Origin of the sequence: Paenibacillus sp. 8b26, assembly GCF_050626875.1 — a bacterium.
In the GTDB taxonomy this organism is placed as follows: domain Bacteria; phylum Bacillota; class Bacilli; order Paenibacillales; family Paenibacillaceae; genus Paenibacillus.
In genome coordinates this window covers 63,871-83,034 of the sequence record NZ_CP192445.1, presented here as the reverse complement: position 1 = coordinate 83,034, position 19,164 = coordinate 63,871, and the positions used below count along the sequence as shown (strand labels likewise).

The 19,164-nt window shown below is 49.1% G+C and carries 3 protein-coding genes (1 of these 3 only partly in view); all 3 read right to left on the bottom strand.

Annotated elements, in window-relative coordinates; translation table 11 throughout:
• Tightly spaced (each overlapping or abutting the next), the 3 genes in view from ACQ4MX_RS00340 to fabD form a layout consistent with a single transcriptional unit that may run on beyond the window.
• On the bottom strand, positions 1–9,310 hold the start of the coding sequence (locus ACQ4MX_RS00340; RefSeq protein WP_431088699.1) for a non-ribosomal peptide synthase/polyketide synthase. The gene continues 10,862 nt to the left of window position 1, outside the view; 9,310 of the gene's 20,172 nt are visible here — the first part of the coding sequence; its start codon is at positions 9,308–9,310; the stop codon falls past the left edge of the window.
• Positions 9,285–17,966 carry an aminotransferase class III-fold pyridoxal phosphate-dependent enzyme gene (locus tag ACQ4MX_RS00335; protein ID WP_431088698.1) on the bottom strand — a complete coding sequence of 2,894 codons (8,682 nt, stop codon included), beginning with the start codon at positions 17,964–17,966 and terminating at the stop codon, positions 9,285–9,287. Before ACQ4MX_RS00335 ends, ACQ4MX_RS00340 begins: the two co-directional genes overlap by 26 nt.
• On the bottom strand, positions 17,941–19,164 hold the full coding sequence (fabD, locus tag ACQ4MX_RS00330) for an ACP S-malonyltransferase (RefSeq protein WP_431088696.1): 1,224 nt from the start codon (positions 19,162–19,164) through the stop codon (positions 17,941–17,943). The genes ACQ4MX_RS00335 and fabD overlap by 26 nt, the downstream gene beginning before the upstream one ends.

The window sequence follows — 19,164 nt, the reverse complement described above, 5'->3', positions numbered from 1 at the left end:
TCGCTACGAATTTCTCGGCTGTCAGGTCCGCACGGTTCAAGTATCCCCGTGCGACCCCAATCCCGCCGATGCACAGCTCACCCAGTATGCCGATTGGCACCGGATTCAGTTGGCTGTCCACGATGTAGAAGCGTGCGTTCAGCCATGCCTGGCCAATCGGCACATGGCCGCTGCTCGGCAGCTTCGACAGTTCTTCGTCGTAGAAGCTAGAGTCGATCGCCGCTTCCGTGACGCCGTAGCTGTTCACAATGCGAATATCTGCGCCAAACCGTTCTTGCAGCACTCGGTAATCCGTCACACTGCAGCTGTCTGAGCTGGTGATCAGCAATTCCAGACTGCTCATGTCCAGACCTTGTTCATGCACATGTTGCATAAACGGTACGATTAGGGCTGGGGTCGATTCGAACACTGTAATTTGGTAATTGCGAATCCAGCCATATAGACGGCTTGGATCAATGCGGTCATCTTTCGGACAGATAACCATCGTGCCCCCGTTATAAAGCGCCCGCGCAATATCGCCAACGAACACGTCGAAGGAGAAGCTCGCCAATTGCAGCAGTCGTACCGGGAACTGGTTCAAACGGTAATCCCGACGATAGGCCGCAGCCGTATTCACCAAGCTGCGATGCTCGATCATGACACCCTTCGGACGTCCGGTTGTACCGGACGTATAGATTACATACGCCAGATCCTGCGGCTCATTGATCGGCTCGATATTCGTGGCATCCCCGGTGTACAGTGATTCGTCGTCCAATGCTAGTACGGTGTGCAAACGTAAGTTTGCTACGGATTGGGATGCTGCTTCGCTGTCAGTTGGCGAATCTGCTGCTCCATTCACAGTTCCATGAAGAGCACCTGATTCCATCGTTTCGGCGCCAGTCGCTGTTTCCAACTCACCCTCAGTCTTACCCCTGGTCAAGGACTGCTTGCTTTCCTCCAGCCATGCCTGTGCTTGCTCCTGCAATCCCGTTTGTGTTAACAGTACCGTCGCACCACTATTCTCCAGCATGAAACGAATGCGTTCGGACGGATAATCCGCATCCAGTGGCACATATGCGCCGCCAGCCTTCCACACCGCCAATACGCCGACCAGCATATCCATGGAGCGTTCACTCAAAATGCCGACAATTGACTCGCGTCCAACGCCTTCATTCCGCAATCTCCGAGCCAATTGGTTCGCACGCTCGTTCAGTATGCGGTACGTCAACTGCTGCTCCTCATACACCACCGCCATATGATCCGGTACAAGCTGAGCCTGTTCTTCTACGAAGATATGGAACAGGGCTCCTGCTTCAACTGCAGCAACATCTCTTACTCCCACTTCTCCAAAACCGTAGATGAGTTGTTCTTTTTCCTCGACGGTTACCATATTCAAAGTTGCCAGTGACTGCTGCGGATGATACGCAATAGCTCGGACGATCTCCGTAAAATGCTGCGCCAATCGGGCGATAGTCTCCGGCTTATAGAGCGCCGTGCTGTATTCCAGACTGCACACAATCCCCTCCGGCTGCTCCATGGTCTCCAAGGACAGATCCAATTTGGCCGTAGTATTTCCTAACGGGTACGAATTCAAGGTCAGACCTTCCAGCTCGAACTCCTGCTGCTCCAATGTTTTCAACTCAAACATCGTGTCAAACAGCGCATTCCGGCTCGTATCCCGTGTTAAATTCAGCTTTTCAACCAGCTCTTCAAAAGGATAGTCCTGATGCTCATAAGCACTAAGCGCATGCTCCTTCACCTCTTGCAGATAATCGAGGAACGATTGGTCGCCAGACGGATAATTGCGGATTGCCAGCGTATTGATGAAGACACCTACCAGACTCTCCAGTTCCGCATGCGGTCTTCCGGCAATCGGCGTGCCGACTACGATATCTTCTTGGCCTGTGTATTTATGCAAGAGCGTGGTGTACGCTGCCAGCAGCACCATATACAAAGTTGAACCTGTTTGCGAAGCCAGTTCTTTCAGGCGTTCGCTCACTTCACGCTCCAGTCCAAATTCGATCGTATCCCCTGCCGTACTCTGTACCGCCGGACGGGCAAAGTCGGTTGCCAGATCCAGCACAGGCACTCCGCCCCGGAAGGTGTCGAGCCAATATGCTTCCTGACGTTTCATCCAGTCCTGCTGCGCTTCACTTTGCTGCCATACGGCATAATCTTTGTATTGAATCCGTAGCGGTGGCAGCTCTTCATCGCTGTATAAGCGAGCAAATTCGCGAGTCAACACGCCCGTCGACACACCGTCCGAGATGATATGGTGCATATCGAGCATCAGCAAATACTGCGGCTCTTCTTCTATTCCCTGTACGCCCAAATCGATCAGGGCAACCCGCAGTAACGGAGCGGCTTGCAGATCAAATGGACGTACAAAGCTTTGGATCTTTTCTTGTACTTCCTTGCTCACAAGCTGCTCAGTCACCGATGCATACCGTTCCTGCACTGCATCACGATGTAACACTTCCACATCGGTTTGTCGATCTGCTGCTGTATAGGCTACGACATGTCCCACCTGTACCTTCGCATACTCCAACTCGAACGATACGGTATCCTGAATCTGCTGCTTCGGCTCGTTATTTATCATTTCAAAGCGGGTACGGAGTGTTGAGTGGCGTGAGATCAATTGACGGAATACTTCTTCCATCCGCTTCACATCCAGCGGGCCGCTTACCCGGAACATAGCAGGCATGTTGTAGTTTACATCGTCAGGGTCAAGCTGGTGCAATACGTACATCCGCTTTTGCGCGGAGGACAGCGGATAAAAAGTTCGTTCTTCCGTCACCGGAATCAATGCATACTTCATCTGTTCCAAACTTTCAATCACTACAGCCAGCTGTTCAATCGTTGGAGCTTCGAAAATACTGCGTAACGACAGGGATTTATTCAGTTCTTTGTGAATCTTTGAAGTCAAGGTAGTTGCCCGCAGTGAGTGTCCACCAATCTCGAAAAAGTTCTCTTTCACGCCGACTTGCTTCAGGCCCAATACATCCTGCCAGATTTGGGTCAGCTTCGATTCCATTGGCGTTCGCGGTGCGAAATAATCCGTTCTGCTTTGCAGATTATCTTCCAATGCTGGCAATGCTTTGCGGTCGATTTTGCCATTCGGACTTAATGGCATCTGCTCCAATTGTATAAAGTATGATGGCACCATATAGCTTGGCAGCTCTCGGCCCAGTTCGCTTCTCAGCTCGCTTGCGCCAATTTCTTGCCCGGCGACGTAGTACGCCACCATTTGCTTTTGCCCTGTTTCATCTGCTTGAGCAATGACCGTTACTTCCCGTACAAAATCAACTTGCAGCAGCTTCGACTCAACCTCACTCAGTTCAATTCGATACCCGCGGATTTTCACCTGATGGTCGATTCGGCCGATAAACTCCAGGTTTCCATCCGCTTTCCAGCGGGCGAGGTCCCCGGTTTTGTACATTCGTGTTCCTGTTGAAAATGGATTATCTACAAATTTGTCCGCCGTCAATTCCGCGCGATTCCAATAGCCACGGGCCAAACCTTCCCCTGCAATGCATAGCTCGCCTGGTACACCGATCGGCTGTAATTCACCCTTTGCGTTAATGACATAAATTTGCGTATTCGCGATAGGACGTCCAATGTCAATCTGTTTGGCCTGGGTAAGTTCCTGTACTGCCGACCACACCGTCGTTTCTGTAGGTCCGTACATGTTATAAATGCGGGGACCGTTCAATTTTTGCAAGGCCTCCAGCAGCTTGGGTGGAAGCGCTTCTCCCCCCACCATAATTTCCTGTACACCTTGGAGCGCACGAGAGCCTTCCTCATGACCCAGCAGCATTTGCAGCCGGGATGGCGTCATTTGCAGCATGTCAATGTGATGTGCTGTAATCAGCTCGCCAAGTGCCTGAGGATTGACCTGATGACGGTGGTCACCAAGTATAACGGTCATTCCGCCCAGCAACGGCAGGATCGTTTCCAATACGAAAATATCGAACGAAATGGTGGTTAACGATAGAATCGTTTTGTCCGCTGCAAAGTCGATCACTTCGCGCATTCCTGTAATAAAGTTCAGCACCGAGCGATGCTGGAGCATAACGCCCTTAGGATTTCCGGTTGAACCAGAAGTATAAATAACGTAAGCCAGATGCTCCGGCTGGGCAGTGGCTTCCAGATTGGTCTTTTCCCCTTGATATACTTCCTCATCTTCGATAAACAGAGTGTTGGCGCTGTAATGGTGTTCTCCTACCAGATCGCGACTGGTCAGAAGTACGGCGGCCTCACTGTCATTCAGCATATATTCAATACGGGCTGACGGATATTCAGGGTCGATCGGCACATAAGCACCACCCGCTTTTAACACGGCCAGCAGACCGATGATCATCTCCGCCGAACGCTGTACCATCAGGCCAACCAGCTTGTCGGGTCCTACACCGTGCGCTTGAAGTACCCGTGCCAGTGAGTTAGCGCGTTCATTCATCTCTAGGTATGTCAACTGCTCCCCTTCGAAAAATAGCGCTACTTGCTCTGGTGTTTGTAAAACTTGAGCTTCGAACAAACCGTGAATCGTCTGTTTATTTGGATATTCTATTGCCATATCTCCACAACCAACAAGGATTTGCTTGCACTCCTGTTCGGTCATCGCTTTCATTTCATGCACTTGAATGCCCGGGTTAACCACAACTTGTTCTAGTAGGTGCACCAAGTGTCCATAAATTTGCTTTATACTTTCTCGATCAAACACAAGTGCGTTGTAACTAAAGCTCATTCGGGTTTTTTTCCCTGAAAAAACTACCAGGTTAAAATCATAGTTGGACTGTTCGACCGACTCAACCCCCGTAATGCTAAAGTGGGACTCTATATCATCACCTAGTTGCCCAGACTGTTCCTCCACCCAGTCATTTTCAAAAATGAGTATATGATTAATTAAATTTTGCTTAAGTTCTGAGAGTTTCTGAATTTCATATAGTGAAAAAGCATCATATTTACTAGAAGCCACTGATTGCTTCTGGGTTTGTTTCATTACTTCCCAGAACGAGTTGTTTTCACTACTGGTAATACGTACAGGGAGTGTATTCAAAATCAAGCTGAGCATACGCTCCTTATTTGGAATATCACCCTCATTTCCGGACAGCGTACTACCAAACACTACATCATCCGTGTCGTTATATTTTTGAAGCAAAATGCCCCACACCGTCTGCATCAGCGTGCTCTGATTCACCTGATAGCGGTTGGAGATTCGCTGAATCCCGCTCATCAGACCCGGACTTAAAGCTACGTTAAAATGCTCCGTTTGACACTCTGCTCTACTCTGAGTTTTAGCCTGTGGCAAACAGCAAGCTTCTTCATACCCGTCTAGATATGCGCTCCAGTAACGCGAAGCTTTCTGACGCTCTTGATGCACTCTCAGCACATGCACTGTTTCTACCTCTGTGATCCATTCCAGCTCCCCCAGTTTAATATCAGGATTCACCACAATAGCCTCAGACAATCGTATAAAATGACGCGTAATCTGTTCAATCGTTTTCCGCTCATACAACGATGTTGCATACTGCAATTCGAACCGAATACCTTCTTCTTCCTCGCTCGCTTCCAGCATTAAGTCAAATTTCACCGGAGCCTGCTCCATGTCGTATGGACGGAAACGGATATCCTCCAGTTTCAGCTCGCCTTCTTCGGTATTTTGCAGTATAAACATAGTGTCGAACAACGGATTACGGCCCATATCCCGTTTCACATTTAGCTTGTCCACCAGTTCTTCAAATGGATAATCCTGATGCTCGTAGGCTTGCAAAGCTTGGGTTTTCACGTCTTCCACATAGCTTCGGAACGTTTGCTTAGCGGTTGGATAATTGCGAATTGCCAGTGTGCCAACAAACATCCCGATGATCGGCTCCAGATCGGCATGCGGCCGTCCCGCAATCGGAGTCCCGACAATGATATCTTCCTGTCCAGTATACTGATGCAGCAGTGCTGTATAGGCTGCAAGTAGCACCATGTACAGCGTTGAACCTGTCTGCGCCGCCAGCTCTTTCAAGCGCTCGCTGACTTCGCGTTCCAGTCTGAATACCACTGTATCGCCTGCCGTACTTCGTACTGCCGGACGGGCAAAATCAGTTGGCAGATTCAGTACGGGTAACTCACTCCGGAAGGTATCCAGCCAATATGCTTCCTGACGTTTCATCCAATCCTTTTGCGCTTCACTTTGCTGCCATACGGCATAGTCTTTGTATTGGATCCGTAGCGGAGGTAACTTCTCACCGCTATATAAGCGAACAAATTCGCGGGTCAACACACTCGTCGACACACCGTCCGAGATAATGTGGTGCATGTCGATCATTAGCAGATGCTGTGTTTCTTCTGTCCCCTCTCCGTTAAGATCCAGTAAGGCTACCCGTAACAGTGGAGCAGCTTGCAGATCGAATGGATTTACAAAATTGCTAACCCATTTTTCTATTTCTGTCTCAAATGCAAGTGCGTCTGTCCCTGCCTGTTTTTCCTGTACCTTGGCGTACTCCACCTCAAAAGGTACCCTTTCCTGAATCCGCTGCACAGGCTCATTGTTCACCATTTCAAAACTCGTGCGGAAGGCCTCGTGGCGTGAGATTAACTGCCGAAATGCTGCCTCTACCCGTCTTACATCCAGCGGTCCGCTCACCTGGAGTACTGCGGGCATGTTGTAGCTCACATCACCCGGATCAATCCGATGCAATATATACATTCGTTTTTGTGCAGAAGACAAGGTATAAAAGGGACGCTCTTCCGCCACTAAAATAGATGCATACGCCACCTCGTTCAGATTTTCAATCACCACTGCCAGCTGTTCAATCGTCGGTGCGTCAAAAATGCTACGTAGAGGAATTGGTTTGTTCAATTCTTTGTAAATCCTCAAAACCAACGTCATTGCCCGTAGAGAGTGTCCGCCAATTTCAAAGAAGTTTTCCTTCACGCCGACTTGCATCAAACCCAACACGTCCTGCCAGATTACCGATAGTTTCGCTTCCAACCACGTCCGTGGGGCAATATATTCTGTCCCTCTTTGTATATTACCTTCCGGTGCTGGCAGCGCCTTCCGATCGATTTTTCCATTCGGAGTCAACGGTATACGATCCAGAAACACAAAGTAAGACGGTACCGAGTAATACGGAAGCAACTTGGCGGCATGCTCATGAATTACGGTTAAGCTTGGTGTTTCTTCTGTATGCAGTACAATGTAGGCACACAAGACGGATTCATGATCTTTGCTTTGATTTACAGTGACGACAGCCTCTCGAATTGCAGAATGGCTAATCAAAGCATTTTCAACCTCACCCAGCTCAATCCGGAATCCACGTACTTTCACCTGATGGTCGATTCGGCCGATAAACTCCAGATTTCCATCCGCTTTCCAGCGGGCGAGATCGCCCGTTCTGTACATTCGTGTTCCTGTTGAAAATGGATTATCTACAAATTTGTCCGCCGTCAGTTCCGCGCGATTCCAATAGCCACGAGCCAATCCTTCCCCTGCAATGCATAGCTCACCAGGGATTCCAATTGGCTGTAATGCACCCTGTCCATCAAGGATATACATTTGCGTATTGGCAACGGGGGACCCGATATCAATATGTTTAGCACCTGTCAGTTCCCTAGCTGATGAAAATACAGTTGATTCCGAAGGTCCGTACATATTGTAGATACGCAGCCCTTTAATTTGTTGCAATTTCTTCAGTAACGTAGGCGCAAGCGCCTCGCCCCCAAGAATAATCTCCTTTATACCTTGTAGTGCGTGCATTCCCGCTTCACTGCTGAGTAACATTTTAAGGCGAGAGGGTGTCATTTGTAGCAAATCTATATGCTGAGCAACAATTAATTCCCCAAGTGTCTGTGGATCAACTTGATGATGGCGATCACCCAGTACAAAGGTCATTCCGTTTAGCAGCGGCAATATCGTCTCAACCACAAAAATATCGAAAGAAATAGTAGTCAGCGACAGAATCCTTTTGTCAGGCTTAAAATCAATCAATTCATGCATTGCTGTGATAAAGTTCATAACGGAACTATGCTGAAGCATGACCCCTTTTGGATGCCCGGTCGACCCTGAAGTATAAATAACATAAGCTAGGTTCTCTGATTGAACATTCGCTTCCAGGTTCGATTTCTCTCTCTGATATAATTCCTCATCTTCTAAAAAAAGCATTTTTGTTTTGTAGCTATTCTCTTCTACCAGTTTACGATGGGTCAAAACTACAGTCGCCTCGCTGTCTTCAAACATGTATCTAATACGGGCTGGTGGAAATTCAGGATCAATCGGCACATAGCAACCGCCTGCTTTCAGTATAGCTATCATACCAACGATCAGTTCTGTCGAACGTTGCAACATCAGACCTACGGGCTTGTCAGGACCAACGCCATTTTCACGAAGCACTCGTGCCAGTGAATTAGCCCGCTCATTCAGTTCTAGGTAAGTCAAGCTCTGTTCCCTAAATACAAATGCTATGTTCTCCGGGGTCATTGCAACCTGCTTTTCAAATCGTCCGTGGATCGTCTCATCTGTCGGAAAAGGTACGACGGTATCGTTAAATCCGGTCAGCAGCAATTGCTTCTCTTCATCAGATACGATCGTAATATCAGCCAACTGCACCCCGACATCCTGCGTCACTGTTTCCAAAATTCGCACAAAATGCTCTGCCAGCCGTCGGATGGTCTCCAGTTTAAACAGCTTCGTGCCATACTCCAAAGTGAAGGACAAACGTCCTTTTTCTTCAGTCACATGCAATGAAAAATCCACCTTGGATATGCCCGCGTTGAATTCTTCCGGTTTAAAACGAATGCCTCCTGTTTCCAAAACATCTGTGCCGACATTTTGCAGACTGAACATCGTATCGAACACCGGGTTTCGACTTACGTCGCGTACCAGTTCCAGCTTGTCTACAAGCTCATCAAACGGGTATTCCTGATGCTCCAGTGCCAGCAGCGAATTTTGCTTAACCTCCTGCAAAAAGGATTGGAACGTTAAAGAAGATTGCGGATGATTGCGAAGAACCAGCGTATTGACAAACATGCCAATCATCGCTTGAGTATCCACATGCCGTCTTCCGGCAACAGGTGTACCCACGATAATATCCTCTTGACTAGAATATTTGCCCAGCAGGACATTATAAGCTGCCAAAAGTACCATAAAGATCGTAGATTCGGTATCTTGGGCCAATTTGTAGAGTGTGTTAGTAAGTTTGGATTCCAATGTAACGGTCAAGCTGTCACCTTCAAAACTTTGTGCTTGCGGACGTGAAAAGTCCGTAGGCATATTCAGTACAGGAAGCTCGCCATTCAAGGTCTGGAGCCAATATGATTCATGCGGCTTGCCATGCGTCGTCATTGATCTGCTGCTTCTGCCAAGCAACAAAGTCCTTGTAATGAAGCTGAATGTTCGCAAGCTGTCTGCCCTGATACCGTTGAATGATTTCATCCAGCAGCACGGCCATGGAGAAACCATCGGACACAATATGATGCATATCCACTACCAGTATGAAGCCACCTTCGATAAATTCGTACAGTTCGGCACGGAATAAAGGAGCTGTTCCCAGATGAAAAGGCTGAACAAACAAGGCCCGAGCCTGTTTTGCTTCTTCTTTGGAAATACGGGTATACGGGATGTCGAATGGAATCGTGTCCCGAACTTTTTGTACTACTTCCCCGTCTTCCAGATCGAAATACGTCCGAAAGGATTCATGTCGTAAAATAACTTCCTTAACGGCTTCAACAAAGCGGGGGACCTCCAGATTTCCCTCTATGAAAAGCTGACCGGGTATATGATAGGCCGTTCCGCCTCCCATTTGATCCAGCACGTACATTCTCTTTTGGGAAGAAGACACCGGATAAAAGGCCTGCGATTTTACAGATACAATCGGTTCATAGGTCTGCTTTGTTCCACCCGCAATATATGTAGCCAGCTCAGCAATCGTTTGCAGCTCAAAAATGTGGCTGAGTGGAATGTGTACACCCAATTCCTTGTTGACTCTCGACAGAATGACCGTCGCTTTTAGCGAATCACCGCCCAGTTGAAAAAAGTTATCGTCATAGCTGATATCCGTTACATTCAGAACGTTCATCCAAATGTTCACGAGCTGATCTTCTACGCCGTGGTTCTCAGAAGCGACGTCTGTTTTAGCGAATACACTTGCTCGTTTTGGCGCTGGTAGAGCCTGTAGATCAGGCTGACCATCCGGCAGAAGAGGAATATGATCCATAGGAATCCAAAAACGGGGCTGCATATAATCTGGAAGAATTTCGATAACAGCCTTTTTCAGTGCGTCTTCTTCCCAAGGCTTCGATGCGTTTGCAACCACATAGGCGGTTATATATGAGACTTTTCCAGTTTCGCCCGTTTGTGGTGTAATGACGCAGGACTCCCATTGGAAAATTTGCAGCAGGTGTTTCTCCAGTTGCTCCAGATTAACCTGATGTCCGCGAATGTGAATGGTCCGATTTAAATTTCCAATATGCCGCAGCTTGCCATCGTTTTCCACGTAAACCCATTCCCGGGTCGTTCCCAACAGGCCTGCTCCTGAGGCTTGATACACCTCCCCTGCTGTCCCGACAGGTGCCAAATGCTTGTAGGCATCGAGAACGCAAAGATAGTTTCCGTTGGCATCGGTATTTGCTGCCCATGCAGCTCGAAGTTGTTCGTTCTCTGACGCACGAAGTAAAGACATCGCGGAAACGCGAGCCCCTTCTTCCTCTACAATGGAATGCAGCAGATTCAGGAAATACCCTGACCAAGCTTCGATGATGTTTGGCTGAAAAAGATCCGAATTGTAGTCAAAATCAAGACGTAATTGCTTCTGTGCCTCTGTCACGTTCAAAAACAACTCATATTTGCTGAATGATACCTCATTCTCAATGAGTTCTGCTTCCATTCCATGGAATTGAAAACGCGGAATCGGTCGATCCATATTGAATACAGCGTTAATGACAGGCAAATTCCTCAGCCCCAGCTGAGCGAGTCCGGCAAAGCTGTACTTTTGGAAGTTGTCCAGTTCATTCATGCGCTTTTTGACCGTTTGGGCATGCTCCGTAAAAGTAGCATCAGGACGCACTTCGCTGATCACCGGAAGTAAGTTGACACAATTGCCGATCAGGGAGAAGGCGTCCATATGGGATTGTCCTGCGGTGGGAACCCCCACCGTTACTTCCTGCTGCCCTGTCAGGCGATGCAGAAAAATCTGAAAGGCTGATAGCAGCGTTATAAAAAGACTGCTGCCAAGCTTTATGCTGGCGGATCTCAACTGTTTAACGAGCGGCGCTTCGAGCATTACAGTATGTCTGCTTCCGCTGGAAGACGGAATCTGTATTCCCCTCACCGGAGATGGTAGATTGAGGACAGGCGGCTGCTTTTCCAGCACTGCTGACCAAAAAGCAAAGGCCTCTTCTTTCCCGGCTTTCAATTGATCCTGCTGCCAAACAACGTATTTCCGAAAAGGTACTGGATCGGGAAGGTTGTAGTCAGCATGTCGGACAAGCGCAGAATAGATGTGTTCCAGTTCCTGAATGAATACACCAATCGACCAGCCATCCGCGATAAAATGATGGAACGTAAAGACACTCAGATGCTCCTCATCTGATATTTTCAGCAGATGAATCCGGAATAAAGGCTCTCCTGGCATCATGGCAAATGGGGTTTCGCTGTCCTGGATCATCCATGCCCGGATATGCTGTTCCTGTTCATCCGGGTGGTGACTGGTAAAATCATGAAGCGGAACTTCCACTTTCATCACAGGAGCGATCACCTGAGTTTCCCCATCGCCGCTCATAAAGGTATGTAAGGCCTCATGACGGTTCACGATGGTCTGGACAGCCTGGTTGAACGCCTTCTGCTGAAGTGGACCACGAAACCGCAACAAGGCGGTTTCGTGTAAAGATTGAGAGTCACTTCGTTCTGAAACAGAGGCGAACCAAAGCTGCTTTTGATCAGGAGTCAGCGCAATTACGGTTTCTGGAACACCCACTGCTTCAGCTTCTGGAGGTACGGTTACAGGTGCAGGTTGCTTGCCCGGCCCTGGGCCGTTTCCATTCGGGGGCGGGTCCGGTAAAAATCCCCCTTTACGCAGCTCGTTCACGCTATCCTTGACCGCTTGCACAATTCGCGCAATATCTTCCTCGGTATGGGCCGTGGACAAGAAGCAGTTTCGTCCTTCCCAGATATAGATGCCTTTGTCCAGCATGTGATAAAAGAACAATTCCAGATCGCCTTTGAGCACGAAGCGGAACAGGGAGCCAAAGTTAACCACTTTCATAGGTACATGTTCGTCAGTGAAATAGCTGTTCAGCTCGGCTGCTAACGCCGAGGTGCGACTGTTCAAGCGATTTTGCAGCTGCTCGCCGTTGTTCTCCAAATGATCCAGCACCGCTAAGGAAGCAGCCATTGCCAGCGGATGATGGCAGAAGGTTCCTGCGACAAAGGTCCGCTGCTGCTCATGTTGTGGATAGGAATCGTCCCCGAAGCTCCACGTGCCTCCATCGATCCCGTTCATAAAGGCGGCTTTTCCGGCTACGATACCGATGGGCAGCCCACCGCCAATGATTTTACCGTAAGTCACAAGGTCGGCTTGTACCCCAAACCACGCTTGGGCCCCTCCCGGCTGAATCCGGAAGCCTGTTATGACTTCATCAAAAATGAAGGCAGTACCCGACTGCTCCGTCATCTGGCGAATTTCCTGCAAAAAGGCTTGAGGCTGAAAATCCGGTCGACGGCTTTGCACTGGCTCCACTACAACCGCCGCCAGTTCATGCGCATGGGTGCGGATATAATCCAGGGAATCGTCCGCTCCATAATTAAGCACGACGATATCGTCCACCATATGCTGCAAGATACCTGGAGCCAGAGGTGTCGAATGCTCCTTGTTGTCACCTGCGCTCCCCAGTGCCAGCACTCCGTCGAATGTACCGTGATACGAGCCGGCAAAAATGACGACTTTAGCCCGTCCCGTAGCAGCACGTGCCAAACGGAGCGCGACCATGACGGCCTCGGTGCCGGAATTGTACAGGGCAATCCGTTCCACACCGGTCATCTTGCAAATTTTCTCGGCGACTTGCCCGGCCATGTTGGACATCGGGCCGACACACATGCCGTTTTTCAGTTCTTCCTCAATTTTTTCTCGGATAAAGGCCGGATTGTGCCCAAACAGATTCACGCCAAAGCCCATCGTCAAATCGACATATTCATTGCCATCCAGATCCCAAATTTTTGATCCGTCTGCACGTTGAGAAACGATTTGGTACACCATTTCCTTCAAAACAGGCCGGAAACCAGCCGCATTACGGTTATTGGCGTATACGGAGCGATACTGCTGGGTGTACTGCTTGGTGCTACGCGTACGGGCCGTGTAGCGTTCAATCAGCTCTTGCAGATGTTGTTCCTGACGGAGCGAAAGCAATTCGCGTGCTTTAACATCCAGCTTTTTATAAGGCGTATACGGTTTGGCTTCATTGCCTGTCTGCTTGGGAACAGCCTTTACGGAAGGAGTCGGTGCTAATGCAGCCGCGACTTCCTGCTTGGACTCGATACGGATAATCTCCGCGCTTCCTCTACTTGCTGAGGGCAAAATGCTGGATTCCGGGCTAAATGGCTCGGAAGCTATTACGGATGCAGATGGCTGATGTCGGAGAACATCAAGCTGCTGTGACATCAGATGTAGCTGTTGCTCCAAAATTCGCTCTACACCCGCAGAAGCTGTAGCGATTGGAAAGCTTTGAGCCCGTGTTTGTCCAGCCGTATCTATAGCATAAACGGCTGATTCATGAGACGGTTGGGTTAGCGGGGAAGCTACATAATCAACCTGATTCAGAGTGGTTTCCGGACGATTTTCCACAGACTGAACCGGGGTTTCAGCAGAAGTGGAAATGCTCACCCGCTCGGCTACGTAGCTGGCCAACAGCTCCAGCGTGGTCAACGTTTCGAAAAATTCGTTCATGGGAATGTCCAGTCCGAAGGTATCCTTGATGCTGTGGCGAACCTGAGACAAATTAATGGAATCTAGCCCGAGCTCCAGAAAATGTGTTTGTGGCTCCAATTCCTCCAGACTGAGCTGGGACACGTTACCGATCATTTTCGCTAACCTTTGAAGAATAGCTGATTTGTGCTGATCGGTAACCGATGCCGACGCTAAATACTCGTTCCCCATAATTCCAGACTCCTTTACTGTTGAGTTTTCATGAACGGGTACCTTCTGTTCCGTTTGAACCTGTTCGGGCACGTTAATCCAGCATCTTTTACGCTCGAATGGATACGTAGGCAGAGAAACCTTTTTGTAGTGCTTGCCTGCATATAGAGCATTCCAATCGATCTGCGCTCCCTGCACGTACCTGGCAGCCAGTTGCTCCAGTGATTGCAAGGTGTCCAAGCTTCCAGTAATCGTCTCTGCACCACCTGTGCTATCCGCTTTTCCAGTGTATACGCCTTCGACGGCTCTGCCTTGTTCGTGCAATTGAAGTACCTTCGCTTTCAGCGCATCCGCTCCAGCGGCAGTTATCGCAATCCGGTGATTCAGGTGACTTCTTCCTGTGTTAGCCGTATAGCATACATCCTGCATCACGAGTTCTTCCGCGTGACCGAATCGTTCTGCGTACCGCCCGACCAGCTCGCGCAAAGCGGATTCACTCCGCGCTGACAGGGTCAGCAGCAGCGGTGATGATCCATTGTTGCTGACCGTGGAGGTTTGATCCGATTCCGTCTTTGCTATATATTCCTCCAGCACCACATGGCAGTTTGTCCCGCTGAATCCAAAGGAACTCAGCCCGCTTCTTCTCGGGAAGCCGTCCGTTTTCCATTCCCTCAGCTTCGTATTGGCATATACCGGAGATTCCTCGAAATGGATCTTCTGGTTTGGCGTGCGAAAATGAACGAGCGGTGCAATCTGCCGATGCTTTATGGACAGTACGGATTTGATCAAGCCCGTAATCCCGGCGGCTTCGTAAAGATGGCCGATATTCGTTTTGACCGTGCTGATCGCCACAAACTGTTTGCGCTGTGTATGCTTGCGGAAAGCTTTGGTAATGCCGTCAATCTCGATTGGATCGCCCAGCTTGGTTCCGGTGCCATGCGCTTCGATATAGCTCACCGTTTCGGGATCAATCTGTGCATCACGCCACGCCTGCGAAATCACTTCCGCTTGAGCCAGCGCATTCGGCGCGGAAATACCAATCGTACTGCCATCCTGATTGATTGCACTTCCCTTGATCACGGCCAAAATGTTGTCACCGTCTTGCTCCGCTTTACGCAGCGGCTTCAGGAAAACCGCTCCAACTCCTTCGCCCCAGCCCGTTCCATCCGACTGATCGTCGAAGGCGCGTGCCCGATCATCGGAGGATTCCATGCCAATGCCTGCTTTCAGAGGCAGCAAAATCGTCTTCACTCCACCTGCCAGTGCCATATCGCAGTCTCCATTGAGGATGGACTTGCAGGCCAGATGCACCGCCACGAGTGAGGAAGAGCATGCTGTATCAATCGTTAGCGCCGGGCCTTTTAGATCGAGCAAATATGCAATCCGGCTGGAAATAATGGACGATAAATTACCAATGGCAAAGTTCGGCAGCGCACCCGGTTCCACCTCGGACAGCAGGCGCTCGTATTCGAAGCTGGTTTTGGAAAAGCCGACATACACGCCGACCTTTTGGCCTGCCAGTTGCTTACCTCCATACCCCGCATCCTCAATCGTGCTCCAGGCGGTTTGTAGAAATAACCGTTGATTGGGGTCCATTAGCGAGGCTTCCCGTGGTGTCAGCTTAAAGAAGGAGTAATCGAACTTGTCTACTTCGTCCAAATAGCCACCTTCTGCGATTTGCATATTCCGTCCTTCCGTATTCAGACGGGAAATGAAAGCTTCGGCGTCTTTTCTTCTTTCATCGCTGTACGGACCGATATTGTCTGCCCCTGATGACACATTCGCCCAAAACTGCTCTAGTGTATCCGCTTGAGGAAACTTGCCGGACATGCCGATGATGGCGATATCCCGATCATTTGCTTCCTCCTTGGCCTCGGGCTGTGCTGTTACAGCCGCGTCGCTGCTTAGGCCCTGACTGGAGATATACGCTGCCAGCTTGGCGATGGTCGGATAGGAAAAGAAGTCCGTCACTTCAATATGAACCCCTAATTGATCCTCCAACTGGTCCACAATCTGAACGAGTTGCAAGGAAGTTACTCCGATATCAAAGTAGCTGTCGTCCGTACCAATCGACTTTACACTTAAAATATCCTGGCAGATTCCAATCAGCTTCTGTTCTATTTCTCCCTGAGGCAAGACTGCACGCTCAGCAGCTTGCAGGGTTTGAGTGGCCTCGGCCAGAGTTGTCAGTATTTCATCGAATTCGCCCTGCTCATAACTTTGGGCTAATTTAAAGCGCTGAACCTTCCCGCTGGTTGTTTTAGGGATACGCCGGATCGGAACTACATCCTGAATATTCCAACCGCCCCGGTAATTCAGATGACTTTTCAGTTTTTGGACAAGCGGCACAAAATGCTCTATCTTTTTCGTGTGCATCACAAAAACAACAATACGATCCTGCCTGGTTTGCGCATCATGGACACCACACACGGCTACTTTTCCGAGATCCACGCCATCCAGCTCCTCGGCAATTCTCTCGATGTCATGCGGATAAACGTTCTGTCCGTTCACGAAAATGATATCCTTGGCTCTACCCGTAATAACCAGGCGGCCATTCCGCATAAACCCTAAATCTCCGGTGATGAGCCAGCCATCCTCTGTTTTGACCTTGGCGGTAGCCTCGTGATTGTTGTAGTATCCAGCTGTCACATTTTTGCCGCGGATCTGTGTGTGTCCAATCACACCATCTTCCAGCACCCGATTTTGTTCATCGCAAATGCGGACAGAGGTACTGGCCATCGGATATCCCAAATCCACAAAAGTAAGACACCGCTTGTCGGACTTGTCTACTTCTTCTATGGGTTCACCTACGTGTAACTGCTGCCGATTCAAATAAAGCGGAATAAAGGAATCTTTGTCCAGAGGGGGAGTGGAAACACCCACGCTCGCCTCTGCCAATCCATAGACGGGAAACATCGCATTTTTATTCAAGCCGTGAACACTCATCGCATCCATAAACACATGGCAAAGCTCTACAGATATCGGCTCAGCTCCATTTAAAATCATACGTACGCTTGACAAATCCCAGTTATCTGCTGTTTCAGGTTTGTACTGATCAAGAAAAAATTTATATCCGAAATTGGGAGAGCATATTTGAGTCACCTTATGCTCCGATACTTTTTTTAGCCATAAAGACGGGCGTCGGATAAAAAGTGCCGTCGGCATAATTAGCTGCTTGGCATTAGCGACCACACAGGTTAAATGAAAGGCGATCAATCCCAGATCATGCGTAAGCGGCATCCAACCCAAATAAGCATCCTTGGAGCTCATGCCCGTTTGATTTGCGATATCCCGAATATTGTAAACCAGATTTTCATGTGTCAGCATGACCCCTTTAGGATCACCTGTAGAGCCTGAGGAAAATTGGATAAAAGCCAAATCCTCCGGTTTGGATACATGAACTACACCTTTATTCAGACCGGAATAGTCGAATGTATGGCTTGAAAAAGTTGCTTTTTTAACAGGCTCAAAGGAATCCAGCAGTTCGTGCTGATGCGCGTACTTTTCCAGTTGCTCCAAAACCTTGTCATCCGCAACCATATAAGGGCGGGAGAGCGTATTCCAGATTTTAAACAGTTTCATTTTATGCTCATCATTATTCCCGATGCTTACAGGAACAGGAACGATTCCACCGAGCAGGCAGCCCCAAAATACATTCACAAAGGTATGATTGTCGTCGATCTGCATGATCAGCTCATCGCCAGGCTGTATCCCTTTTTGCTGTAATGCATGAAGCACCTGTGATGCTTGCTCCAGAAGTTTACTATAGGACACATATTCCTCTTGCTTATCACCGGAAATAAAGGTGATCCCGTTCTCATCCCGGCTTGCACGGTCTTGAATGATTTCAATTAAAGTTTGAAACTGCTCCATCCTGATCCCTCCTCAATTGCTCTAGCATTACTTTCTGCTCTCCTTCGGAAACCTGTTTGGTTTGTAACACCAGGCGAATACACCCCAATATTTCCTGTCTTTGCTCAGAAGCAGGAGGTGGGCTACTGCCTGATTTCGAGTTTCGCAGTAATTCTTCCAGTTTCCGGACAGGTAAAATAACACCTTTTCGATACTCATCTTCATTCCAATTGGCATTGGGGGTAGACACCGCCAGTGACAGGGAACGGGCAACCCAATCACGGATCGAGAAACGGCGTTCCAGTTCAACTCGATCCAGGTCTCTGTCCAGGGAAAGCACTTCAATAGTGGTGTTTATTTCTTTCGCCAAATTTTTCAGCACTGTCCGTGGGCCTAACTCAATGCCTTGCTCCACGCCATGTTTTTCCATATATTGCATGGTTTGTATCCATCGAACCGGGTGAGTCATTTGCGAAATCAATCCTTGACGGATGCTGTCCACATCGGAGTATGGCTGAGCGGTCACATTGGAAATCACGGGCCACTGCGCTTCATGGAAAGTATATTTTTGCAGCTCTGCGGTCAGCTTGTCCGCAGCGTGTTGCATAAGCGGACTATGAAAAGGACCACTGACCTGCAACCGGGTAATTTGAGCCCCTCGCTGCTCTAATTCGCCAGCTACCACAGCTACCGACGTATGATGACCCGAGACGACGTACTGATTAGGTGAATTGTAACAGGCAATGACGACAGGCTGATCGACTGTGGAGTGCAGACGACAGAATTCTTCCACGACGTTCAACTCAGCTCCGCGAATGGCAATCATGCTGCCCAGCCCTGCCTCAGCGGTTTCTTCCATGAAGCGTCCCCGCTCTTGAACCAGTCGTAAAGCGTCGCCAAAGGATAGAACACCGCTACTTACCAGAGCTGAATATTCACCCAGGCTATGACCTGCTGAAAATTCAGGGATAATCCCGATTTCGTGCATATAACGCCGGAATGCAATGACGCTGATCGTAAGAAGTGCGGGCTGAGTATAGAATGTCCTGGATAATTGGGTGATCGGACCTGCCATGCATAAAGCTTTCAGATCATATCCCAAAATATCAGCAGCCTCTTCAAACAAGCGATCCGCTTCTGTAAAGCCGCTATGCCATGCCGCTCCCATTCCTACATACTGGGACCCTTGTCCCGGAAAAACCAAAGCCATGCGATTCAT